This window comes from Dyadobacter fermentans DSM 18053 (assembly GCF_000023125.1).
Lineage (GTDB): Bacteria > Bacteroidota > Bacteroidia > Cytophagales > Spirosomataceae > Dyadobacter > Dyadobacter fermentans.
Window position 1 is genome coordinate 4,230,823 of record NC_013037.1, and the last position, 21,841, is coordinate 4,252,663.

A 21,841-nucleotide genomic window follows, 5' to 3' on the forward strand; every position below is an offset into this window, starting at 1 on the left:
TTGTTTCTTTGGCGTATCTATAAATCTACGCTCAGTTGTTTTCTTCCCATGGGGCCTTGCCAGCCACGGTGATACCCATACTACGAGCCGTTCCCGCGATCATTTTCATAGCAGACTCTACGGTGAAGCAGTTCAGGTCGGGCATTTTAGTTTCAGCGATCGTTTTAACTTGATCCCATGAAACTGATCCTACCTTCACACGGTTTGGCTGAGCCGAACCTGTCTTTACTTTTGAGGCTTCCAGAAGAAGAATAGCGGCCGGGGGGGTTTTGATGACGAAGTCGAAAGACTTGTCTTTGTAGTATGTAATAACTACCGGCAATACCACACCCATTTTATCCTGGGTACGGCCATTGAACTGCTTGCAAAACTCCATGATATTCAAACCCTTCGATCCTAGTGCAGGACCAATCGGAGGTGATGGGTTGGCTTGGCCACCTTTCACCTGCAGTTTGACGTATCCACCTATTTCTTTTGCCATTGTTTTGGAATTTGTCGGTTCATTGATTGACTAGCGGTTAACATGCAGTTGGAAGCCTACCTGCCCGCTATTCGATCAACTATCCTTTTCTACTTGTGCGTAACTGAGTTCCACGGGTGTATTACGCCCGAATATTTTTACAACTACATTGAGTTTTTTCTTCTCATCGAACACTTCTTCCACCAGACCGATGAATCCGCTGAACGGACCATCCACCACTTTCACGGTTTCGCCTTTGATGAAAGACATGCTTGGCGCTTCTTCGTGCTGTTCCGCTTCGTCGACCTTACCGAGAATGCGGTTAATTTCTGACTGACGCAATGGAACTGGCACTTTGGAGTTTCCTTCGGCATTGCCCAGGAAACCGATTACGCCGGGGATACTTGTAATAATGTGCAGAACCTCCCCCTTGGACAGATCGGCTGAAATGATAATATAGCCGGGAAAAAAGTTCTTTTCCCTTACACGCTTCTTACCGTTGCGCATTTCATAAATCTTCTCGGAAGGGATCAGGATTTGCGGAACGAATTCGTTTAGTTTCTGGCGTGTGATTTCATTTTCAATGTAAGACTTGATTTTCTTCTCTTGTCCCGACACTGCTCTTAATACAAACCAATTTAGACTACTCATACCTTTCAGGGGGTTATCTTACCTCTACAATAAAAATAGCCTTAGAAAGACTGGTAAAACAGTTTCAGTGCGTTCTCGAAAACGAGATCCATTACACCTACCACGAAGGCAAAAATGAGCGAACCTACAAGCACCAGTGTGGTGTTGGCTTGCAGCTCGTTGAAAGGCGGCCATGTAACATGTTGGGTCATTTCTTCCCAGGACGCTTTCAAAAAAGAAGTAAATTTTTCCATTTCACCTTATCGATTTATGCACGGGTGGAGAGATTCGAACTCCCATCAACGGTTTTGGAGACCGCTATTCTACCCTTGAACTACACCCGTTTATCGTGCAATTACCCATTCGGGGCTGCAAAGATACGAAAATCTTTACAAAAAACAAGTGCATTCCAAAAGAAATGCACTTGTTTTAATATTGCTATCTTGATTAGTCAAGAATTTCAGTTACCTGACCAGCACCTACGGTACGTCCACCTTCACGGATCGCGAAACGAAGACCTTTTTCCATAGCGATTTTGTTGATCAGCTTCACTTCGATAGTGATGTTGTCACCTGGCATAACCATTTCAACACCAGCAGGAAGTGTAATTTCACCTGTCACGTCAGTGGTACGGAAGTAGAACTGAGGACGGTATTTGTTAAAGAATGGAGTGTGACGTCCACCTTCTTCTTTCGACAGTACGTAAACTTCACCTTTGAAGTGCAAGTGAGGCTTCACTGAGCCTGGTTTACAGATAACCATACCACGACGGATATCAGTTTTGTCGATACCACGGAGAAGGAGACCTACGTTGTCACCAGCTTCACCACGGTCAAGGATTTTGCGGAACATCTCAACACCAGTTACTACTGATTTAAGACCTTCTGCACCCATACCAAGGATATCAACAGCTTCGCCAGAGTTGATCACACCACGCTCAATACGACCAGTTGCAACAGTACCACGACCAGTGATCGAGAATACGTCTTCAACAGGCATCAAGAAAGGAAGATCAGTCATACGTGGAGGAATTGGAATCCAGGTATCAACAGCTTCCATCAGGTCTTCGATAGTTTTAACCCACTTAGGCTCGCCGTTCAGACCACCCAAAGCAGATCCCTGGATTACAGGAATGTTGTCACCATCGAATTCGTAGAAGCTAAGAAGCTCACGGATCTCCATCTCAACGAGTTCAAGAAGTTCCGGATCATCCACCATGTCCACTTTGTTCATGAACACAACAAGCTGAGGAACACCTACCTGACGAGCCAGAAGGATGTGCTCACGAGTTTGTGGCATTGGACCGTCAGTAGCAGCAACCACGATGATTGCGCCGTCCATCTGAGCAGCACCAGTTACCATGTTCTTCACGTAGTCAGCGTGACCTGGGCAGTCAACGTGCGCATAGTGACGGTTGGCTGTCTGGTATTCTACGTGAGAAGTGTTGATTGTGATACCGCGCTCTTTTTCTTCAGGAGCATTGTCGATTGAAGAAAAGTCGCGTTTCTGTGCAAAACCTTTATCAGCCAACACAGTTGTAATCGCCGCTGTAAGGGTAGTTTTACCGTGGTCAACGTGCCCGATAGTACCAATATTTACGTGGGGTTTCGAGCGGTCAAACGTCTCTTTTGCCATGACTTAAGTACGCTTAAAATTAAAAGTTATTACGAATTTATTATACACTACTAATTGATCCTGCTGGCTTTACTGCAATCAAACACCGCAATCGTTACCAAACCAGGATCAAACCATCGCAGGCCAGCCTGCATTTTCGAATCTTACAGATTCAAAATTTCTGAGCTTTTGAGGGGATTTGAACCCCTGACCTCTTCCTTACCAAGGAAGTGCTCTACCCCTGAGCTACAAAAGCATTGTTACTAAAAGCATTCTTGTTAGAACCAAAAAGCGATTAGCGAAAGTTATCTATTGAATGTTTTCGCTAATCGCTTCGATGATGCTTCTAATGGAGCGGAAGACGAGGTTCGAACTCGCGACCTATAGCTTGGAAGGCTATCGCTCTACCAGCTGAGCTACTTCCGCATTTGTTTTCGTCTTTTACCTCAAAAACTGGCTTAATTGAAGCTTTTTCTCAGACTCAAACTGTGGGGGCGGATGGATTCGAACCACCGAAGACATAAGTCAGCAGATTTACAGTCTGCCCCATTTGGCCACTCTGGTACACCCCCAGACAACATTTCAACACAAGCGTGAAAACCGTTTGTTTCACAATTTGGAGTCGCAAAATTATACCCATTTTTTAGATTCTCAAATTCTTTTGAAAAATTTTTGAAAAAAAATGCGGGCTGGAATCAAAAACTGCGATTCCAGCCCGCATGGGCACTTTTTGACTTAAAACAATCTCACGCCAAAACTCAACATACGCACCGACGGGCCGCGGTTGGCTTCGAAAAGATAGTTTAAATCGTAGTTCACAAAGAAGTCAGGAAAGTTACGGATACCGATTTCGGCCGCCAGGCCATAGCGCAAATCTTCGATGTAAAAATTACGTCGGTCGTGGTCCACATCCTTTGTGCCCACCTTGCGGACCTTCGTGTAGCTGCCCAGGCGATAGCCTCCGTAGGCACCCGCGCTGATGTACGAAATGAATGATCTTGAAAAACTTAGCGTGGGCATGACCGACAGGTTTACGTAGGGCACGACCAGCTTCGATTTCCTCACCTCCACCTCCTGATTGTTATCGTCCGTCACCAGCGGGAACTCCACGCCGTCCTCCGTTTTGATGATCGTATTATTGCCATCGTACATCATGTTGTACCAGGAGAAATCGACTCCGAAATCCAGCGTGAACCTCGCATTTTTCCCTCGGACCACATTCGCACTCGCCACATAGCCGAGGCTTACATACCGCGAGCCGAACGGTTTGAGGTCATAATCGTCCTTGTTGAAACCCGGCGTTGCTTCGTTGGTGCCATAGGTATTCAGCCCGAATGCCACATTGAAACCCTTCCGCGGGCTTGATCCGCCCCATGATTTGCGGTGGAAACGCTTGCCGATGCGCCGGTATGTCGAATCCGAAGCAACGACCTCTTCCCCATCTTTCACTTCGACGCCATTGCCGTCGATCGAAACGCGCGTGTCGCCGTCCTTGATGTGGATGCCGCGAAGCCCGATTCTGACGTAATCCTTCTCGCTGGCGTCCGTGGGGTCTTTCAGGTATTTGTTTCCGTTAAATTCCTCCCGTAGAAACGTTGTATCGGCCTGGGTGCTGTCCAGCCTTACTTTCAGGTCTTTCAGCAGCGCATTCAAATCATACTTCATGATTTTTTCCAACTCCTGCCGGTTTTCACCGTAAATGATCAGCCTCGTTTTGTGCCCGAATGTGACGATGATCGAATCCTTGTCGCCGGCTTCGCTGCGAACCCGTTCTGCATTCGATTTCAACGAACCTGCGTGCGCGCCAATGGCCAGCAATACCAGCATTGCCATTGCATATATTCTACTTTTCATGGCTCAATAGATTACAGTTTTCTCTTGTCTTTAGGGTGATCTCTTTCATTACTTCTTTCATCCTTGCCGCGCAGGCGATCGTCCACGCGCGCCACCAGATTTTTTGGATTAAAACCCACTTCCTCCCAATCGACCTTCTCGCCGGCCCTTGCGTTTTTGAGCTGGCGGAAAACCCTTGCAAAACGGGTATTACGTGGTTTCTCTTCCGGTTCAATAGCGCCGGTCTCCACCGCCACGACGATCGTCCGCGTCGGTTCAGGCTCCGGCTTATTTACCCGACTAACAGCTGGCTCATCGGGCAAAGTCTTGATTCCCTGCGTCACAGGGTTATGAATAGGTTCCGGCTGGATCGCATTTACCACAGCCGACGGTTTCTCAGTCAAAGCGCTAACCGGCCCTTGCTGAATTTCCTCATGCTCGTCTACCGGCGTTTTGGCTATTTGTTCCGCGGCTTTTGGCCTTGCGGTTTTTTCCAAAACGGGCGCAGCCTTTTTCAACTCCTTCTGCACATTGGCCGTCTCGTCATTTTTATATTGGGTTGCTGCTAACTGTTCCAGCGGAGCATTTAACTTTTCCACCGGAGCAGCCACCGAGTCAAACGAAGGTACTTTTTTCGAAGCAGCCGGTGCAGTTTTAATCTCGGCAACGACCTTCCGGTTATCGATTCCCGGTGAAGCATTCTGCTGATTCTGCCAAACCAGGTAACCTCCCATCACCGCCGCAGCCACACCGGCCGCCGCATACCAACCCCACACAATCGGACGCCGCACAGGACTTGCCGATTGTTTTTCCTGAATTTTCAGCCACGCATTTTCCGAAGGCGTTCTTTCCAATCCTTCGAGTTTGCGCTTGAAAAGATCATCAACAGGATGCTTTTTCATAGTCTACTTTTTTTTTATAATCATTCTGCCATTCCGCCACCATCTTCTGCAATAATGCGCGGGCGCGGTGCAACTGTGATTTCGATGTACTTTCGGTAATGCCCAGCATTTGGGCAATTTCAATGTGTGCGTAACCTTCAATCGCATACAGGTTAAAAACCGTGCGATAGCCGACTGGCAGCGATTCGATCAGTGCCATCAGCTCTTCCGTTTCCAGGTTTTGGTCGGCGTGGATATAATCGGGGATGTTATTGGCTTCGTCGGAAATATTGTCTTCCAGAATCCGCTTCTGTTTCCGCAAATATCCCAGCGACTCGTTCACCATAATCCTCCTGATCCACCCTTCGAAACTCCCCTCTCCGCTGAACTGGTTTATTTTTTCAAAAACCCTTAAAAATCCTTCCACCATCACATCCTCAGCCGCCATATCGTCGCATACATAGCGGAAGCACAAAGCCAGCATTCTGTTGCTGTACTTGTCGTAAAGCTGTCGCTGCGCCTTCGGATCTTCCTTCCTGAGGGCTTTGACGAGCTGTGCTTCCTGGCTAAATAATGCTAAAATTCGACCCATTCTAATTGGTGGTTTCGACAGCAAGATGCGCATTCCAACGCGTGAGGTTGCGTGTGCGGGGAAAGTTTTTTGATATTTTTTTAGCTTTGATGCGAATATCACTCATTGACCACCAAAAGGACATTTCCACAATGCTCGACTCCTCTGCGCCCATCGGTATTTTCGACAGCGGGATCGGCGGTATGACCGTCGCCAGTGCCGTTACCAAGCTGCTTCCCCAGGAAAACACCATCTATTTCGGCGACACGGCGCATTTGCCCTACGGCGACAAGTCGACGGCAGCCATTCAGGCCTATTCGATCAAGATCTGCAACATGCTTTTACAGCAAAACTGCAAGCTGATCCTCATCGCCTGCAACTCCGCGTCCGCGGCCGCCTACGAGCTCGTTCGCGAATACGTGGGAAGCAAGGCAAAGGTTTTGAACGTGATTGATCCGGTGGTGGATTATGTGAAGGAGCATTATGAAGGCAAAACGATCGGGCTGATCGGTACCAAGCAGACGGTCCTTTCCAATGTTTATAAAAAGAAAGTGGACGCGCTGGACCGCAACATCCATTTGAAATCACTGGCCACACCGCTGCTGGCGCCGATGATCGAAGAAGGCTTTTTTGACAATAATATCAGCGAAAGCGTGATTGCCAATTATCTATCGGATGCTTCGCTCGATGGCATAGAGGCATTGATACTCGGGTGCACGCATTATCCGCTTATCAAAACCCAAATCCGCAAATTCTACGGCGAAGCAATTGAAACGCTGGACACCTCCGAAATCGTCGCCCGCTCGCTGAAAGCGTGGCTCGAACAGCATTACCTCATCAATGAGAAAGGCGAAGGTAAGCGGCAGTTTTATGTTTCGGATTATACCTTATCGTTCGAGCAATCGACCAACATTTTCTTTGGCCGACAGATCCAGTTGGAGCATTACCCGCTTTGGGAATAATGCATCACATATTAATGCATCAATAAACCAACTTTACCGGGCCCAGCAGGCCGGACGGCATCGGTTGCCAGCGCGTGGCGTCGAACTTTTTATAAGTAATGTCCACGATGTTGATATCGTAAAATTTCTTCCAATCAGGCTGCTGCTGGTCGCGGAGACGCATGTAGTTGGCTGAAAGATTGGTGACTTCAATTTCGAGCACATTGCCTTTCGCTTTTAATGCATGCCCGGCATGTAAGCGGAAAGGTATATGCCAGGCGGTGCCGAGGTCTTTGCCGTTCAGTTTTACGCTCGCTACTTCGCGGACGTCGCCCAAACTGATTCCTGCGCCTTCGTATTGCTTCAATGAACCTTTCAGGTCAAATGTGATCCGATAGCGCGCCTTTCCTGAAAAGTATTCTGCGGAATCGCGTAGTGTCGTCCAGGATTGAAGCGTGGACAGTTTTGCGGGAGCGGGTAGTGAAGGTTTTCCTGATAGAAATGTAACCTCCCAATTGCCTTTTATCTCCAGTTCCTTTTTTGAAGTAGTCGAGAAAGGCAAGTCAGAACCATCTGCCGCACCTTCCAGGAAGCAAGATTCTCCGGGGTGTAGGTCTAAGAAAACCTCATCGTGCCCATTCAAGGTCCGAATGCTCATTAGCGACTCCCCTCGCAACGGTGAATTTCTGGACATCGTTTTTCCCTCCCCGATGCGCACCCAGCCGTACTGAATGGTATTCCCCAGGTTAGCTACAAAATATAGCGGCGAGCCATTTGCATCCTTCTTCCGAATGAATGTGAGTCCTTTTTCTGCCAGTTGCTCCCTTATCACGCCATTTTCAGCCAGATCGGCATTCAGGTCATTGGAAACCTTCACATTACTTTTCTTTGACAATGTGCTCAGGCTTTCAACAAACGACTTCTGCCGCTGCGCGTGGTCCGCATGGCCGGTAACAGTCTTGGGCAGTTGCTGCTCGAAAACGATTTTCGCACCTGCATTCGCAAGTCGTTCCAGCTCTTTCAATGTTTCTTCGGGCAGATAGGTCGCCGAAGGAATCACCAAAGTCTTGTAAATGGCGCTTCCGGAATTTAATGTGCCGTCATTCCCTGCCGACAGCTTTTTCAATTGCAAATCCGACACAAAATCGAATGCATAGCCTTCTTTCCACAGCCTTTCCGACAGCTTCCCGAACGGCAAATCGAGCAGCCATCGATCCACGTGGTGTACTTCCAGCAAATGCACCCCGCCTCCGGATCTCGCTTTGGTAGCCCACAAATCGTGGATCGGGAAGTAAACGAGCACGTCGTTGTCCGGCTTGCTGCCCTGCAACAATCGCTGGCACCATTCCACATAGGCATTGAGCAGCGGGAAATGCTCAGAGAAATGCGAGCTTTTGCCAAAATTCGTCGAGGCGTAGAACAGCCAGCCGGGGAAAGCTTCCTTTTCAGGCGAATAAGTAGAACCGTGGTAAAAAATGTGGTTGATACCCGCCGTAAAAAGCTCGTCGATCTGCGGCTTCACCTGTGAAAGCGACACTTTAAAATGATTCGCCAGCCAGGTGCCGGTTTCGGAGCTCACGAGCTTTTTGCCCGACAAATGCGCCGCTGACGAAGCGAATTTCATCGCCAGCGGATTCGGCGTACCGAACTGGTCGATCGAATAATCGGGATCGATACGCAAACCGGGAATATCGAAGCGGCTGGTCCCGAACGACTCGGTTTCTGGAATATCCGCAGCCTCGTACAGATCGAGCAGGTTACCCGGCGATCCGTGCGCCTGGTAGCGCGTCACAAAGCCGTGCTGGCGGCTCCAATCGGTCCACGGACGGGCATAGCGTTCGAGAAGCAGCTCAGCGAGCGTCTGGTGATAATCTATTTTGACTAATGTAGCTTCGGCGTTTCCGGTGGAGTCGGCTAGCAGGGCCAATTTGGGCAGCAAATCATACTTCCTCCGCGACTGGAACTGCGCCGCGAAATCCGCCGTCCAATTCGCGCCGTACGCTTCGTAGGAATCGTTGTACATTGAGCGCGGTTTTTCCGCTGACTTGGCAAATGCGGAAACGAAGCGGGAAAGGTATTGCTGCATGCCCGCCGCATTGAACGGATCGAGTACAAAACCTTCGCCTCCCGGCGCCGCGCGTTTTACCTTCTGCCCGGTTGGTTTTACCGATGGCTTTCCGTCTACGACCGTCATCGTTTGTGCGGCCATGGCAGGCGTTACATTCGGCCCGCCGAAAGGCCAGCCGGTGCCGGTGGTCATGTCCACACCGAGCCCAAGCCGCTTACCCTCACCGATGGTGTGCTGCATTATTTCCAGCCATTGCGGGGTGAGGTAGGAGATGTTTTCCTTTTCATAGCCTTTCACACCATAAATGGGAATGATATGCACGCCACCGACACCCGATTTGCTGAAATATTCGAGCTGGGCGGTAATGTCGGCCTTGTTCACGGCGCTGCCCATCCACCACCAGTACGTCCATGGCTTGGCAGTGGAAATGCCTTGTGCATTTGCATTGACGAATTGGCATAACAGCAAGGCAAAACAGAGAAAGAAACGGCGCATGATTCGGAAATTTGTTTTTCTTTAAAGACGCGTAAAGCATTATCTACGCCATTACGCGGGATGAATTTATCCACAAAAAAAGGCGAAGCCGCATTGGCCTCGCCCTTACATTTCTTTGTCGTCGGATCAGCTATCGTACGCCGACCGCACGCGCGCGGCTACGAACTGGCGTTCTGCCTGAGCCCTTTTAGAGTTCCGGTACCAGAAGTAGCCAATCGCCGCCACAAGCAGGTAAGGCATCACAAAAAGGAACATAATGCCGGTATTCAGGCCTACGCCCACATTATTACGGCCATTGCCCATCGAGCTTTCCACCGCTCCGCGGCACATTGCACATTGCGCAAAGGCACCCGCGCTGTTCATCACGAACAAAACCACCAATCCGATTATCGCTAAAAACTTTTTCATACGTAATAAGGACTAATCATCAAATAAACGATCACACCGGTAACACTCACATACAGCCAGATCGGCATTGCCCATTTTACGGCCTTCCGGTGTTCGGCGATCCGGTTGGTATAACCAAAATACACCGCACGCAATACAAACCAAACGACCCCGATCGACAACACGATATGCGAGATCAACAAAAAGTAATATAGCGGGCGAACAAAGCCCGTTCCGCCAAACTTCGTCGCCTCGTTTGAAATGTGATAAAGTACATAGCAAACTAGGAACACCGCGCCGAGCAGGAATGCGCCCGTCATAGCCTGGCGGTGCGCAGAAATGTTCCGCTGTTTGATAAAATAAAAGCCCATGATCAGCAGCATGGATGTGAGGGTATTAATTACCCCGATCACATGCGGCAGCGTTTTCGTCCATTCGCCAAGGTCGATTTTCTGCCGGATACCCAGCAGTAATGCCACCACCACCGGAATGACGATCGCCAGGACATTGATAATACGTTCGTATTTTGGTTTTCTTTCGATTGTTAATGTAGCCATACCCGCTTATTTCTCATTCTTCTTTTCATAATCGAGGATCTTGATCTCGGCCATCAGCCGGTCGGTTTCCTCCGCGTCTCCCGCTTTATAAAAGCCTCTCACATGCCTGTTACCGTCGATCAGTACGATTTGACCGGCCGGGCCGTTCGCGGCGTCACTTCCTTTCGCAGCATCGCTGAGGTCTTCTGAAAAGCAGCTAGCAATGGTGGCGCTATCCGCTTTCACCGACTGCCATTCGCCACGCCTTACCGAGTCCGTAGAAACGATGAGCATTTGCAGCGCCGGGATCGAGGTTTTCAATCCGGCAATGCGGCTCAATTCGTCAGCCGCCTTTTCACACGGCTCTCCGCAATTTGCCGGCATACGCGTCACGATGGTAAAGCGGCCTTCCAGGTTCATTCCGCCGAACACTCCGCAGTCCGCAGAAACCTGCCGGAACAGCGTATCGCCGTTCTGCACGATCGCCGAGCCGTTAGCGTCCTTTGCCGGTACAAAATACGGCAGGTCGTAATGGTTCGTTCCGAACAGTTTCAGTAAAGCAAAAATCAAAGCCGGAATTACTAATGTGACGATCAGTAACCCGGCTTTGGGAAATTTCTTCATTGTATTCTATTATCCGAAAATCGCTTCAAAAGTCGCATCTCCTTCCAGCAGGAGTGCCAGGATCAACCAGGCTACGAATATTACCGGTACGAGTATCGACCAGATCAGCGTTTTGGTTTCATGTTTCAAGTGCATAAACTCCCCAACAATGTAGAACGCTTTCACGATCGTCATCACGATGAAGATCGATATTTTCAATGTTCCGTGGGGAATGGTGAACGCGATCAAGAACTCGAGTGCTGTGATGATGAGCAGAATCCAGAAGGTTTTCCAGATTGCTTTACGCTGCTCGGCCCCTGCCTCGGGATCCTGGTTATGTGCATGGTGATGATGTACTTCCGCCATTTTACTTCGATTTTAATATTTTGCTATAATTTAAACCAGGTAGAAGAATGTAAATACAAACACCCAAACCAGATCCACAAAGTGCCAGTAGAGACCTACTTTCTCCACCATTTCGTAGCTTCCTCTTCTGTCGTACAAACCCGTGGCTGCGCGGAAGAAGATCAGGATGTTCAGGATCACACCTGAGAATACGTGAGTTCCGTGGAAACCTGTGATGAAGAAGAAGAAATCCGCAAATGCAGGAGGACCGTACTGGTTTTCCGTCAAGTTTGCACCGTGGATCGTTTTCTCAACCCATGTACCGTTTTCGATCACTTTCATTACAGTACCGGCATCGGTTCCGTGGATGAAGTGACCCCATTCCCAGGCCTGGCAACCGAGGAAGGTAAAACCGCCTAGGATTGTCCAGAGCATATATTTTTCAACATTCGCGCGGTCCATGCGGTGACCGGCCTCTACTGCAAGTACCATTGTTACGGAGCTCGCGATGAGGATGAATGTCATGATACCAACGAATACCAGCGGCAGCGAAACACCGTGCAGGAATGGTACGGCTTCGTAAACCCTTTCAGGTACCGGCCAGTACATGTTGGAGAAGGTAAAATCTTCGTGTTTTCCGGTGAATGCGGGGAAACTGAACCGGGCTGTACCGTATGCCACCAGCAAGGCAGAGAAAGTAAAGGTATCCGAAATGAGGAAGAACCACATCATCAGTTTACCGTAACTTGCTTTCATAGGCTCAATACCCCCCAACCACATTTTGGGTTCTACCGCGCCGGGTGTTGTTACATGTGCCGCCATTGATAAAAGAAATTATTTAATTAAAGGTCAATAAAAAAACAAAAAGGTATAACCAGAGTATATCCAAAAAGTGCCAGTAAGTAGCACTGATCTGAATTCTTCTCAGATTTTTGGAATGCATGTTCAGCTTAAATGCCGAGATCAATGCGAATACCAAAACAATCAGGCCTGTGATAATGTGGAAACCGTGAAGCCCTGTGAACACGTAAAAGAACGAACCGGACGGGTTTCCAACAAAATAAACATTCATCGCCACAAGCTCTTTCCAGCCTTCAAACTGCATGTAAAGGAAGATCAGGCCGAGTACAAAAGTAATAGAAATTGCTATTTTCAATTGTTGGAACTGATCTTTTTTTGCCGAGAAATAGGCCCATTGCATGGCTGCGCTGCTCATGATCAACACCACCGTGCTGTACCAGAATATCTGCGGCATTTCAAATTCGAGCCAGTTACCTTCGGCGCGGCGTACGAGGTACGCACTGCTCTGCGAGGCGAAAAGCATGATGATCGTGACGAGGAATAGCCAAAGAATGAATTTCTTCGGGTCCATCGAAAGCGTCTCCTGCGGCTCTCTTTCCAATTTAATCTGCTGAACGTTTTCCATTTTCTCTCGATGCTATATCACAATTTATCCAACAAAAAAGCAATCTGTACGATGGGCAGGTAAATGAACGATCCGAACATAAGCTGCTTCGCGGTTTTGTCCGTGCATTTGCGCATCAGGTGGAACGTCTGCGCGAGGAACAACACCCCGAAAATCGTCGCGATGAATGCGGAATTGATGCCCGTCATCCCCAATTCGTACGGCAGCCAGCCGATCGGAAGCAGGAACAATGTATAGATCATGATCTGCAATGTCGTATCAGAGTCTTTCAAACCATTGGCGGGCAACAATTTGAAACCTGCTCTCTTGTAATCTTCATCCAAAACCCAGGCAATGGCCCAGAAATGCGGGAATTGCCAGAAGAACTGGATCGCGAACAAAATACCCGGTTCCAGGCCGAAATGGTTCGTTGCGGCCACCCAGCCGATCATCGGAGGGAATGCCCCGGGGAATGCCCCCACGAACACGGCTATGGGACCGACGCGCTTCAACGGGGTGTAAACAAACCCGTAAAGCACGAGTGACAGCAGGGAAATAAGTCCTGTTGTCAGGTTAAAAACCATTACAAATATCACCAACGACGATACGCCGAGGATCACCGCCCATGTGGCAGCCTGCTCAATGGTGATTCTTCCGCTTGGCAACGGCCGTGAAGCCGTTCTTTTCATCATTTTGTCCAGGTCTTTTTCAAGAATCTGGTTGATAATATTCGCAGCACCGGTGATACCGATAGATGCAAGGATAAAAAGCACGAGATCACCGGTTTTCACATCCCGCGAACCAAGGCAATATCCCATTGCTCCGGAGAATGCGATCAACGACGCCAACCGGAACTTCAACAGTTCAAATAAAACTCCTAATCTCTCTCTGATCTTCCCAACCCCGCTTACGCTTTCCTCTACTGAAATCATTATTACAGAAATTGAATATTAAAACTGGCTACCAGCCGTCGCGGCCACGCCTTTGTACTTTAAATACTTCTTGCCATTCACCACCAGCCATACAATGAATTGCAGACCGATGAGCAGTATCGCGAACGTCAGGTGGATCGGCTGGGCAAATGCGGGAACCCCGAAATACGCCATGATGATGCCTGTTGCTATTTCCGCGATCAGGATCCAGAGACAGGCCATTGCAATCTTACCTGCTACTGTTCCCTTGTTTCCGGATTTCAAAATCCGGTTGATCCATATTGCATTCACCACGAATACCAGTATTGAAAACGAGCGGTGAATGTAAAAGTTCGCTCCCAGTTCGTCGATCCACTGTGACCGTGCCCCGTATCCGAGCCTCATGATCACTACGTCCATCGCTTCACGGACCTGCGTTCCGAGCAGGATCTGGAATAACGAGAGCGCCATAACCGCGATCCCGATTCCACTGAGCACTTTTTCGCTGCCTTCACGCAGCGTGATTACTTTTTCGACATAGCCGGCCCACGTAAACACGTAGAGCACGATGAAGATGATCACTATGGCGAGCAGCATGTGTACTGTGACGATCAGCGGGTGCAATTCGAAAGAAACTACTTTCGCACCGAGCCAACCCTGGAAGCCCGTCAGCAGGAAAGCCCCGAGGCTCCAAAAGAATATCTGCTTGTTTCCGGATTTAAGGAAAGGAATGGAGGCCAGCAGCATCAGAAAAATGATGATGCCCGTGATCGCTCCTACAAGCCTGTTTACGTACTCGGTCCAGGTTTTCGTCGCATTAAACTCGACTTCTCCTTTGAGCTTGGCACCGTAAATCTCCTTGTAATTGGCAGGAAGTTGTGATGCTTCGGTAGGAGGGACCCATCTGCCGAAGCATTTAGGCCAGTCGGGACAGCCCATTCCTGAGCCTGTACTTCTCACGACGCCGCCTGCTACTACGACCAGGTACAGCGAAATGAGTGTATTTAAAGCGAATCGCCGGAACCGGCGATTCGCTTTAAGATCAATGATGTGTTTTGAACTGGTCATTAAAGTTTTGGGACTCAATCACCTTTTCGGTTGCGATCAGCTCATTCTCATGAGGGAAGTTCGATTCAGGTGTTTGAGAATACGGAATGTTTTGAGGGATAAAGTCCTCTTTCGCACCCGGTTTGCTGTAATCATACGACCAACGATACACCGCAGGAATCTCGCCTTCCCAGTTTCCGTGACCCGGAACAACAGGAGCAGTCCATTCGAGCGTATTCGAACGCCATGGGTTTTGCGGAGCTCTTCTTCCTTTGAAAATGCTGTAAAAGAAGTTCCAGAGGAATACGAACTGTGCCAGGAACGTGAATATCGCCGCAAGAGAGATAAACATATTCATATCCATGAACTTATTCGTGAAATCGTAGCTGGTGAACTGGTAGTAACGACGAGGGAAGCCCGCGATACCCACATAGTGCATTGGAATAAACACGAGGTAAATTCCGATGAATGTCAACCAGAAGTGAACCTGACCCAATGAGGTGTTCATCATGCGGCCGAACATTTTAGGGAACCAGTGGTAAACCCCTGCGAACAAACCGAATGCCGATGCCGCACCCATTACAAGGTGGAAGTGGGCTACTACGAAGTAAGTATCGTGCAATTGAATATCCAATGCGCTGTTACCGAGGATGATACCAGTCAAACCACCTGATACGAACAGGGAAACCAGACCGATCGAGAACAACATACCGGGAGTGAACACAATGTTACCTCTCCAGAGTGTAGTAATGTAGTTGAAGCCTTTCACTGCAGATGGTACGGCAATGATCAGTGTAAGGAACATGAAGACCGATCCCAGGAACGGGTTCATACCTGTTACAAACATGTGGTGCGCCCATACGATAAATGCAAGGAATGCGATACCGAGCATGGAAGCGATCATCGCACGGTAACCGAAGATCGGCTTGCGGGCGTTTGTCGCGATTACTTCGGATGTGATACCCAAAGCAGGCAAAAGTACGATGTATACCTCAGGGTGACCAAGGAACCAGAACAAGTGCTGGAACAGGATCGGGCTACCACCCACGTTTGGCAGCGCTTCACCATTGATATAAATGTCGGAAAGATAGAAGCTTGTACCGAAGTGACGGTCGAAGATCAGCAGCAATACAGACGAAAGCAATACAGGGAATGAGATCAGACCCAGCACCGCGGTGATAAGGAACGACCAGATCGTCAGAGGCAGACGGTCGAAAGACATACCTCTTGTACGCAGGTTGATTACCGTTGTGATGTAGTTGATACCACCCAGCAGCTGCGATACGATAAAGAATGCCATACTGGCCAACCACAATGTCATACCCATGCCTGAGCCCGGGTGCGCCTGTGGCAATGCGCTCAATGGAGGGTAAATTACCCAGCCACCTGCCGCAGGGCCTTGTTGCAGGAACAAAGAAGCGAACATGATAATGCTGGCCAGGAAGAAGAACCAGTAAGAAAGCATGTTCATAAAACCTGACGCCATATCGCGCGCTCCCACTTGCAGCGGGATAAGGAAGTTACTGAAAGTACCGCTCAAACCGGCCGTCAATACAAAGAATACCATGATGGTACCGTGCATTGTAACCAAAGCCAGGTAGAAGTTCGGGTCGAGCTTACCTGAATCGCTGATCCAGCCACCAAGGACAGGCTTCAACCAGGACAGGTTAGAATCGGGCAAACCGAGCTGGATACGGAAGATTACCGACATGGTAATACCGATAACAGCCCACAAAATACCCGTGATCAGATACTGCTTGGCAATTACTTTGTGGTCTTCACAAAATACATATTTCTGCCAAAAGCTTTGTGCTTCATGGTGGTGGTCATGCTCGTCTGCGTGGTGGTGAGCTGTTTCCAATCCTTCAATAGCTGACATATACTTTTATTGTATTTTAATTAATAGAATTATCGTAGACTAGAACTTGCTCCGGCACCGCCTGCTGAGGTTGCTGCGCTGTCTGCTGGTGCAGCTGTTGCTGCTTCGGCAGGCACATACTTCATCGCTTTCGCTTTCAGGTTCTCAGGAACTTTCGCAAGATACTCTGGGTAGGTCGACAGGAAAGTAGCCTGCTCTGCAACCCATTTCTTGTATGTAGCCTCGTCGTCTACGATCAATCTCATTTTCATTGAAAAGTGACCTTGTCCACATACCTCCGTACAAGCAATCTCATAGTCAAATTTCGGGTTACCGGTTTCGGCGCGCATATCGGCGGTAGTTTTGTCTGCTACGAACCAGAATTTGGTCGGCAAACCTGGCACCGCATCCATTTTCACACGCATGTGCGGGATGAACACGCTGTGCAACACGTCGCGGGCGCGGATTTTCAACAATACAGGGCGGCCCACCGGAATGTGCATTTCTGAAGGGTTGGTAAAGTCATCGAAAGAATTCTCATCCGACAAGTCGATACCTACTTCGTTTTGTGCATCGATCAGTTTATAGTTGTAGTCACCGAGCTTGTTGTTATCCACACCACCGTAACGGGCGATCCAGTTGAACTGCTTGCCGGTGATCTCGATCACTTCCGCATCACGTGGGGCTTCGGCAGTGATGTCCGACCATGCTCTCCAACCTGTGAACACGAGCAATGCCATCACGATCGCCGGAACAATGGTCCAGATCAGCTCAAGCTTGTGGTTTTCAGGATAGAAAGTAGCTCTGTGGCCCTTTTTGTGCTGGTATTTCCACGAAAAGAAGAATACCAGGAAGTTAACGATGATGAATGGAATCGTCAGGATTCCCATCGAGAACCAGAACAGGTCGTCGGTTCTTCTACCGTGAATGGATGAAGCTTCCGGAAGGAAGTACTCACGTGAATGCAGGTATGACCAGGTAATTGCGACAGCACCAATCAACAACACCACGATAAACATGGCCCCGTTGAACTTATTACCAGTTGTTACAACTTCGTCTGAATCGGTCGTGTTGATACTCTTCAAAACACCCTGCAACCTGGATATTACGACCCCGGTGAGGACTATAAATACAAGAGCAACTAATGCGATAATAATATACATGATGATTTACTGGTTTTGCAATTAGGCGATATCGTGATGCAGTGATTCCTCCAACATCGGGTGATTTCTCGGGATCAGATTAGCCTTGGTCAACTGGATTGCGATTGTGTATGCAAATGCACAAAGGAAGATCAGGAAGAAGCCCCACTCCAAAGGTCCAAGTTCAGCGCCAGCGCCAACAGCACCCGGCATAACGTTCGTGTAGAAATCGAACCAGTGTCCGACAATCACACTCCAGCACGCTACTTTCAGGATCGAATGTGTGAACTTCGCGTCGCGGGTCATCAATACGAGGAACGGGAAGAAGAAGTTCAGGAACAATGTGATGAAGAAGGGCGCCTTATAGAATCCACCGTGTCCGCGGAAACGCTCGATGAAGTAGATCGTTTCTTCCGGAAGGTTAGCGTAATAGATCAAAAGGAATTGTGCGAACCAAACGTAAGTCCAGAAGATGCTGAATGCAAATACAAACTTGCCAAGGTCGCGCAGGTGGCTCGCGTTTACGGCTCTCATGTAGCCTCTTTCGCGGAGCATTACAATGGTAAGGGTGATCACCGCCAGACCAGCCACGTGCCAGCTAGCCAATGTGTACCATCCGAACATCGTGCTGAACCAGTGTGTGTCGATCGACATCACGAAGTCCCATGCAGATGTAGAAGAAGTAACACCGAACACTACCAGGAACGCAGTTCCGATACGGATCGATTTTTCGTAGAACTCAGTTCCGCCGATCTCATCTTCCTGCAACGAAAGCGTACGGATCTTTTTCCAAAGCAGATACCAGATCACGAAATACGCTACCAGACGGATCAGGAAGAAAGGTGTATTGAGATACCCCTGCTTGCCTGCAATGATTTTGTCATATTCGGCTCCGCCAACTTCGTAAAGACCTTTATGTGTCCAGTGGAACAGATCGTGCCCGCCCAGCAGGAATGTAATGAGCAACACCGCACCTGTGAAAGGAAGGAACGCAGGAAGCGCCTCAGGTACTCTTTTGAATACCGCCGACCAACCGGCTTGCGCCAGGTAGTTATAAGAAAGGAAGAACATCCCCACAACGGACATTCCGGTAAAATATACACCATTTACCCAAAGGTTAGCCCAGATGCGGGCAACCCAGCTCTTGGCATGGTGACCAGCCGCCGCGCCGTGTTCTGCCGCGCCGTGTCCCGCAGCTGCTCCGTGCTCGGCTGCCGCATGGCCTGCCGCCGCAGCATGTTCTGCTCCGTGCGCAGCCACTTCATGGCCACCGCCGCCATTGGCTGCGAGGTATGCTCCCAATAGTACAAGAGCCAGTCCTACACCGCCACCAATGAGCAAACTTTTCTTAGCTCCTGATGTAAATTCAAACCGTTCTTCAATAGAAGGAATCGAATGTGCTGATGCCATTATTTAAATTATTTCTCTGTTTTCAAAATTGTACTTAGGCCCCTTTCTGTAATTTCTGTACGTAGTGTACGATTTTCCAGCGCTCTTCCGGGTTGATCTGGGAGCCGTGAGGCCACATACGTGCTCTACCATGCGTAATAACATGGAAAATATGGCCCTCATTCATATTCTTGTAAGCATCGCTCGCGTAGTTAGGTACCCCTTTGTACATCGCCGCCACTTTTCCATCGCCGGCACCTGATGCGCCATGGCAATGCTGGCAGTATCTGTCGTACAATACCTTTCCTTCCGCCATAGTTTTCTCGTTCAAAGGAACGGGGTTTTTCAAAACCTTCTCGGCGATCTCGATGCTGTCGGCAGGGATGTTGTACACCATCAGGTCAACAACCGCTGAATCCGACTGACCGAAGCTTGTGGTGTAGTTACGTCTCGCAACCGTACCTGCTACCGGCAAGCGCATGGTTAATCCCTGCGGGTTGATCGGGTTGGCTTTTTCCTGTTTGTACGGTTCGTAACCTACGGGCAGATACATGTTCGGAGCATATTCCTTCCCGGGATTGTTAGGATCCTTTTTACAACCAGCAGCAGCAGTAAGCAATACGGCAGCAACCAATAGATATTTATATAAACTCTTGAATTTCATTGCTTTAAACTCCATTAGAATTGCTTAATGTTGACTTCTTCTGCGCCGCTGTCTTTCAGCGCTCTCGATATCTCTTCTTCGCTCATTGAGTTTCTGCTCATGTCGATCGCCATGATAAACTTGTTATCCGTGGCCCGTACGTCAAATCTCGGGTGGAAATGTGAACCGGGTCCGAGTCCGTTCGAAATCAGGAAGGTGGTCACCATACCGAATGCGGTGAAGAGTACCGTTCCTTCGAATGTAATGGGGATATAGTTGGGGATCGAGATCGGATCTTTACCACCGATGATCATCGGCCAGTCATATCCCATTGTCCAGATCATCAGGGTCAGCACGGCGCAGCATCCTGTTACACCGAACATAAAGGCAGCGATACCAATACGCGTTCTTGGGTGCCCCAGCGCTTCGTCCAACCCGTGGATAGGGAATGGAGAATATACTTCTTTGATTTTCACACCGGCCTTTCTCAACTTGGGAACCGCGTGAAGAACAGTATCGTCATCGTCGTAAACTCCGACCAAATATTTACCAGATAATTCTGCCATACTATTACTTAATTATAATCTCTACAATTCGCTATTACGCAATGCTTTTATTCCTGATCCTTGTTGTAAGCGGGTTCAGCAGTTCCGCGCTGTCTTACTTTCGCTACTCCGGCGATCTTGGCAGGCAGCTGCGCAGATGTCGAGCGCAATACCGCTTTTACTTCTGCCATGTTCACTACCGGCAGGTATTTCGAGAACAGGAGGAACAATGTGAAGAACAAACCGAAGGAGAAAATGTAGTCCCCGATGTCGTACCGTGTAGGCGAGAACATTGTCCAGCTTGACGGGATATAGTCACGGTGCAGAGAGGTTACGATAATTACGAAACGCTCGAACCACATACCGATGTTTACAATCACAGAGATGAAGAATGTAAACGAGATGCTGCGACGCAGTTTTCTTGACCAGAAAAGCTGTGGAGAGATTACGTTACAGGTCATCATAGCCCAGTATGCCCACCAGTAAGGACCGGTCATACGGTTGAAGAATGCGTAATATTCGTATTCAACACCACCGTACCATGCGATAAAGAACTCAGTAATGTAAGCCACACCTACTACCGAACCGGTAAGCGTGATTACCTTGTTCATCGTTTCAATGTGCTCCAATGTGATGTAGTCTTCCAGTTTGTAAACTACACGTGTGATGAGCATCAGGTTTTGTACCATCGCGAATCCGGAGAAGATCGCACCCGCAACGAAGTACGGAGGGAAGATCGTCGTGTGCCATCCCGGGATTACCGAGGTAGCAAAGTCCATACTTACAATGGTGTGTACCGAAAGTACAAGTGGCGTAGAAAGACCTGCGAGGATCAATGAAATGTATTCGTAACGTGCCCAGGTCTTAGCTGAACCGTCCCACCCCATTGCAAATGTTCCGTACATGAATTTCGAAACTTTGCTGGTAGCGCGGTCGCGGATGGTAGCGAGGTCAGGGATAAGACCGATGTACCAGAAAACCAACGATACGGAGAAGTAAGTACTGATCGCGAATACGTCCCAAACGAGCGGCGAGTTGAAGTTAACCCAAAGAGAACCGAATGCGTTTGGCAATGGAAGAGCCCAGTAAGCCATCCAGGGACGACCCATGTGCATCAAAATAAATGAAGCAGCACAAATAACGGCGAAGATCGTCATCGCTTCCGCTGCACGGTTGATGGAAGTTCTCCATTTCTGGCGGAAGAGCAAGAGGATCGCGGAGATCAGCGTTCCCGCGTGACCGATACCTACCCACCATACGAAGTTGGTGATGTCCCAGGCCCAACCTACTGTTTTATTCAAACCCCAAACTCCGAGGCCTTCCCACCAGGTCCAGGCCAGACACACAGACCCATATGCCAGAACGATGAGCGAAAGTCCGAAAGCGATCTTCCATTCTTTCGTTGGAGCTGCCTCCACGTGACGACATATGTCTTCCGTTACGTCCGCGTACGTTTTCCCACCTTGGATCAGCGGTTCTCTTACAGGTGAAGTAACATGCATACTACTATTTATTTATAATGATTGGATCGTCAATA

Annotated in this window: 23 protein-coding genes and 4 tRNA genes; 1 reads left to right on the forward strand and 26 read right to left on the reverse strand. The window is 48.9% G+C overall.

All coding sequences use genetic code 11. The features are described from left to right. Positions 1-31 precede the first annotated feature (31 nt). The 11 genes from rplK to DFER_RS17150 form a co-directional block, all read right to left on the reverse strand. Positions 32-481 (reverse strand): 50S ribosomal protein L11, encoded by a 450-nt coding sequence (gene rplK, locus DFER_RS17100; protein ID WP_015812907.1) that lies wholly within the window; start codon positions 479-481, stop codon positions 32-34. Between the two features lie 75 nt (positions 482-556). Further along, complete coding sequence (gene nusG / locus DFER_RS17105; protein ID WP_015812908.1) at positions 557-1,111, reverse strand: transcription termination/antitermination protein NusG; 555 nt, start codon at positions 1,109-1,111, stop codon at positions 557-559. Between the two features lie 41 nt (positions 1,112-1,152). Beyond that, on the reverse strand, positions 1,153-1,344 hold the full coding sequence (gene secE / locus DFER_RS17110; protein ID WP_015812909.1) for a preprotein translocase subunit SecE: 192 nt from the start codon (positions 1,342-1,344) through the stop codon (positions 1,153-1,155). A 19-nt stretch (positions 1,345-1,363) separates the two neighbouring features. Continuing rightward, positions 1,364-1,434 (reverse strand) — tRNA-Trp (locus tag DFER_RS17115). A 103-nt stretch (positions 1,435-1,537) separates the two neighbouring features. Next, positions 1,538-2,725, reverse strand: a complete 1,188-nt coding sequence (tuf, locus tag DFER_RS17120; protein ID WP_015812910.1) for an elongation factor Tu — start codon at positions 2,723-2,725, stop codon at positions 1,538-1,540. A 163-nt stretch (positions 2,726-2,888) separates the two neighbouring features. Further along, a tRNA-Thr gene (locus DFER_RS17125) sits at positions 2,889-2,960 on the reverse strand. 94 nt (positions 2,961-3,054) lie between these two features. Next, positions 3,055-3,130, reverse strand: a tRNA-Gly gene (locus DFER_RS17130). A gap of 63 nt (positions 3,131-3,193) precedes the next feature. Next, positions 3,194-3,276 (reverse strand) — tRNA-Tyr (locus DFER_RS17135). Positions 3,277-3,439: 163 nt separating this feature from the next. Beyond that, positions 3,440-4,558, reverse strand: a complete 1,119-nt coding sequence (locus DFER_RS17140; RefSeq protein WP_143828755.1) for a porin family protein — start codon at positions 4,556-4,558, stop codon at positions 3,440-3,442. Positions 4,559-4,569: 11 nt separating this feature from the next. Next, the gene (locus DFER_RS17145; RefSeq protein ID WP_015812912.1) at positions 4,570-5,439 is read right to left on the reverse strand and encodes a hypothetical protein; all 870 of its coding nucleotides are present in this window, start codon (positions 5,437-5,439) and stop codon (positions 4,570-4,572) included. After that, positions 5,420-6,010 (reverse strand): RNA polymerase sigma factor, encoded by a 591-nt coding sequence (locus DFER_RS17150; protein ID WP_015812913.1) that lies wholly within the window; start codon positions 6,008-6,010, stop codon positions 5,420-5,422. The genes DFER_RS17145 and DFER_RS17150 overlap by 20 nt, the downstream gene beginning before the upstream one ends. 131 nt (positions 6,011-6,141) lie before the next feature. Here DFER_RS17150 and murI point away from each other — a divergent pair, with 131 nt between their 5' ends. Next, on the forward strand, positions 6,142-6,951 hold the full coding sequence (gene murI / locus DFER_RS17155) for a glutamate racemase (RefSeq protein WP_015812914.1): 810 nt from the start codon (positions 6,142-6,144) through the stop codon (positions 6,949-6,951). A 19-nt stretch (positions 6,952-6,970) separates the two neighbouring features. On the opposite strand, the gene DFER_RS17160 is transcribed toward murI, so the two are convergent. The 15 genes from DFER_RS17160 to nrfD all read right to left on the reverse strand — a co-directional run bounded on the left by DFER_RS17160 (position 6,971) and on the right by nrfD (position 21,806). After that, on the reverse strand, positions 6,971-9,493 hold the full coding sequence (locus tag DFER_RS17160; protein WP_015812915.1) for a glycosyl hydrolase: 2,523 nt from the start codon (positions 9,491-9,493) through the stop codon (positions 6,971-6,973). 126 nt (positions 9,494-9,619) lie between these two features. Further along, complete coding sequence (locus DFER_RS17165) at positions 9,620-9,901, reverse strand: CAMCR motif-containing small membrane protein (RefSeq protein ID WP_015812916.1); 282 nt, start codon at positions 9,899-9,901, stop codon at positions 9,620-9,622. Continuing rightward, complete coding sequence (locus tag DFER_RS17170) at positions 9,898-10,437, reverse strand: DUF420 domain-containing protein (protein WP_015812917.1); 540 nt, start codon at positions 10,435-10,437, stop codon at positions 9,898-9,900. The genes DFER_RS17165 and DFER_RS17170 overlap by 4 nt, the downstream gene beginning before the upstream one ends. A gap of 6 nt (positions 10,438-10,443) precedes the next feature. Then, the gene (locus DFER_RS17175; protein WP_015812918.1) at positions 10,444-11,040 is read right to left on the reverse strand and encodes a hypothetical protein; all 597 of its coding nucleotides are present in this window, start codon (positions 11,038-11,040) and stop codon (positions 10,444-10,446) included. Positions 11,041-11,049: 9 nt separating this feature from the next. After that, positions 11,050-11,385 (reverse strand): cytochrome C oxidase subunit IV family protein, encoded by a 336-nt coding sequence (locus DFER_RS17180; protein ID WP_015812919.1) that lies wholly within the window; start codon positions 11,383-11,385, stop codon positions 11,050-11,052. A gap of 30 nt (positions 11,386-11,415) precedes the next feature. Beyond that, positions 11,416-12,186: a cytochrome c oxidase subunit 3 gene (locus tag DFER_RS17185; RefSeq protein ID WP_015812920.1), complete on the reverse strand. Its 771-nt coding sequence runs from the start codon at positions 12,184-12,186 to the stop codon at positions 11,416-11,418. A 16-nt stretch (positions 12,187-12,202) separates the two neighbouring features. Next, on the reverse strand, positions 12,203-12,790 hold the full coding sequence (locus DFER_RS17190) for a cytochrome c oxidase subunit 3 (RefSeq protein ID WP_015812921.1): 588 nt from the start codon (positions 12,788-12,790) through the stop codon (positions 12,203-12,205). Between the two features lie 17 nt (positions 12,791-12,807). Next, a complete protein-coding gene (gene cyoE, locus DFER_RS17195) occupies positions 12,808-13,701 on the reverse strand; it encodes a heme o synthase (protein WP_015812922.1) in 894 nt (297 codons plus the stop codon). An 18-nt stretch (positions 13,702-13,719) separates the two neighbouring features. Beyond that, positions 13,720-14,748 (reverse strand): COX15/CtaA family protein, encoded by a 1,029-nt coding sequence (locus DFER_RS17200; protein ID WP_015812923.1) that lies wholly within the window; start codon positions 14,746-14,748, stop codon positions 13,720-13,722. Then, the gene (locus tag DFER_RS17205) at positions 14,723-16,606 is read right to left on the reverse strand and encodes a cytochrome c oxidase subunit I (RefSeq protein WP_015812924.1); all 1,884 of its coding nucleotides are present in this window, start codon (positions 16,604-16,606) and stop codon (positions 14,723-14,725) included. The genes DFER_RS17200 and DFER_RS17205 overlap by 26 nt, the downstream gene beginning before the upstream one ends. 29 nt (positions 16,607-16,635) lie before the next feature. Next, positions 16,636-17,748 (reverse strand): cytochrome c oxidase subunit II, encoded by a 1,113-nt coding sequence (locus DFER_RS17210; RefSeq protein ID WP_015812925.1) that lies wholly within the window; start codon positions 17,746-17,748, stop codon positions 16,636-16,638. A gap of 21 nt (positions 17,749-17,769) precedes the next feature. Further along, positions 17,770-19,137 carry a hypothetical protein gene (locus DFER_RS17215; RefSeq protein ID WP_015812926.1) on the reverse strand — a complete coding sequence of 456 codons (1,368 nt, stop codon included), beginning with the start codon at positions 19,135-19,137 and terminating at the stop codon, positions 17,770-17,772. Between the two features lie 34 nt (positions 19,138-19,171). Beyond that, a complete protein-coding gene (locus DFER_RS17220; RefSeq protein WP_015812927.1) occupies positions 19,172-19,795 on the reverse strand; it encodes a c-type cytochrome in 624 nt (207 codons plus the stop codon). Continuing rightward, on the reverse strand, positions 19,795-20,325 hold the full coding sequence (locus DFER_RS17225) for a DUF3341 domain-containing protein (RefSeq protein ID WP_015812928.1): 531 nt from the start codon (positions 20,323-20,325) through the stop codon (positions 19,795-19,797). The genes DFER_RS17220 and DFER_RS17225 overlap by 1 nt, the downstream gene beginning before the upstream one ends. A gap of 47 nt (positions 20,326-20,372) precedes the next feature. Next, a complete protein-coding gene (gene nrfD / locus DFER_RS17230; RefSeq protein WP_015812929.1) occupies positions 20,373-21,806 on the reverse strand; it encodes an NrfD/PsrC family molybdoenzyme membrane anchor subunit in 1,434 nt (477 codons plus the stop codon). Positions 21,807-21,841: the final 35 nt, after the last annotated feature.

What these genes read in the sequence shown, in the direction of transcription:
- rplK (WP_015812907.1), bottom strand. Translation starts at nt 481, where the DNA reads ATGGCAAAAGAAATAGGTGGATACGTCAAACTGCAGGTGAAAGGTGGC.
- nusG (WP_015812908.1), bottom strand. Translation starts at nt 1,111, where the DNA reads ATGAGTAGTCTAAATTGGTTTGTATTAAGAGCAGTGTCGGGACAAGAG.
- secE (WP_015812909.1), bottom strand. Translation starts at nt 1,344, where the DNA reads ATGGAAAAATTTACTTCTTTTTTGAAAGCGTCCTGGGAAGAAATGACC.
- tuf (WP_015812910.1), bottom strand. Translation starts at nt 2,725, where the DNA reads ATGGCAAAAGAGACGTTTGACCGCTCGAAACCCCACGTAAATATTGGT.
- DFER_RS17140 (WP_143828755.1), bottom strand. Translation starts at nt 4,558, where the DNA reads ATGAAAAGTAGAATATATGCAATGGCAATGCTGGTATTGCTGGCCATT.
- DFER_RS17145 (WP_015812912.1), bottom strand. Translation starts at nt 5,439, where the DNA reads ATGAAAAAGCATCCTGTTGATGATCTTTTCAAGCGCAAACTCGAAGGA.
- DFER_RS17150 (WP_015812913.1), bottom strand. Translation starts at nt 6,010, where the DNA reads ATGGGTCGAATTTTAGCATTATTTAGCCAGGAAGCACAGCTCGTCAAA.
- murI (WP_015812914.1), top strand. Translation starts at nt 6,142, where the DNA reads ATGCTCGACTCCTCTGCGCCCATCGGTATTTTCGACAGCGGGATCGGC.
- DFER_RS17160 (WP_015812915.1), bottom strand. Translation starts at nt 9,493, where the DNA reads ATGCGCCGTTTCTTTCTCTGTTTTGCCTTGCTGTTATGCCAATTCGTC.
- DFER_RS17165 (WP_015812916.1), bottom strand. Translation starts at nt 9,901, where the DNA reads ATGAAAAAGTTTTTAGCGATAATCGGATTGGTGGTTTTGTTCGTGATG.
- DFER_RS17170 (WP_015812917.1), bottom strand. Translation starts at nt 10,437, where the DNA reads ATGGCTACATTAACAATCGAAAGAAAACCAAAATACGAACGTATTATC.
- DFER_RS17175 (WP_015812918.1), bottom strand. Translation starts at nt 11,040, where the DNA reads ATGAAGAAATTTCCCAAAGCCGGGTTACTGATCGTCACATTAGTAATT.
- DFER_RS17180 (WP_015812919.1), bottom strand. Translation starts at nt 11,385, where the DNA reads ATGGCGGAAGTACATCATCACCATGCACATAACCAGGATCCCGAGGCA.
- DFER_RS17185 (WP_015812920.1), bottom strand. Translation starts at nt 12,186, where the DNA reads ATGGCGGCACATGTAACAACACCCGGCGCGGTAGAACCCAAAATGTGG.
- DFER_RS17190 (WP_015812921.1), bottom strand. Translation starts at nt 12,790, where the DNA reads ATGGAAAACGTTCAGCAGATTAAATTGGAAAGAGAGCCGCAGGAGACG.
- cyoE (WP_015812922.1), bottom strand. Translation starts at nt 13,701, where the DNA reads ATGATTTCAGTAGAGGAAAGCGTAAGCGGGGTTGGGAAGATCAGAGAG.
- DFER_RS17200 (WP_015812923.1), bottom strand. Translation starts at nt 14,748, where the DNA reads ATGACCAGTTCAAAACACATCATTGATCTTAAAGCGAATCGCCGGTTC.
- DFER_RS17205 (WP_015812924.1), bottom strand. Translation starts at nt 16,606, where the DNA reads ATGTCAGCTATTGAAGGATTGGAAACAGCTCACCACCACGCAGACGAG.
- DFER_RS17210 (WP_015812925.1), bottom strand. Translation starts at nt 17,748, where the DNA reads ATGTATATTATTATCGCATTAGTTGCTCTTGTATTTATAGTCCTCACC.
- DFER_RS17215 (WP_015812926.1), bottom strand. Translation starts at nt 19,137, where the DNA reads ATGGCATCAGCACATTCGATTCCTTCTATTGAAGAACGGTTTGAATTT.
- DFER_RS17220 (WP_015812927.1), bottom strand. Translation starts at nt 19,795, where the DNA reads ATGGAGTTTAAAGCAATGAAATTCAAGAGTTTATATAAATATCTATTG.
- DFER_RS17225 (WP_015812928.1), bottom strand. Translation starts at nt 20,325, where the DNA reads ATGGCAGAATTATCTGGTAAATATTTGGTCGGAGTTTACGACGATGAC.
- nrfD (WP_015812929.1), bottom strand. Translation starts at nt 21,806, where the DNA reads ATGCATGTTACTTCACCTGTAAGAGAACCGCTGATCCAAGGTGGGAAA.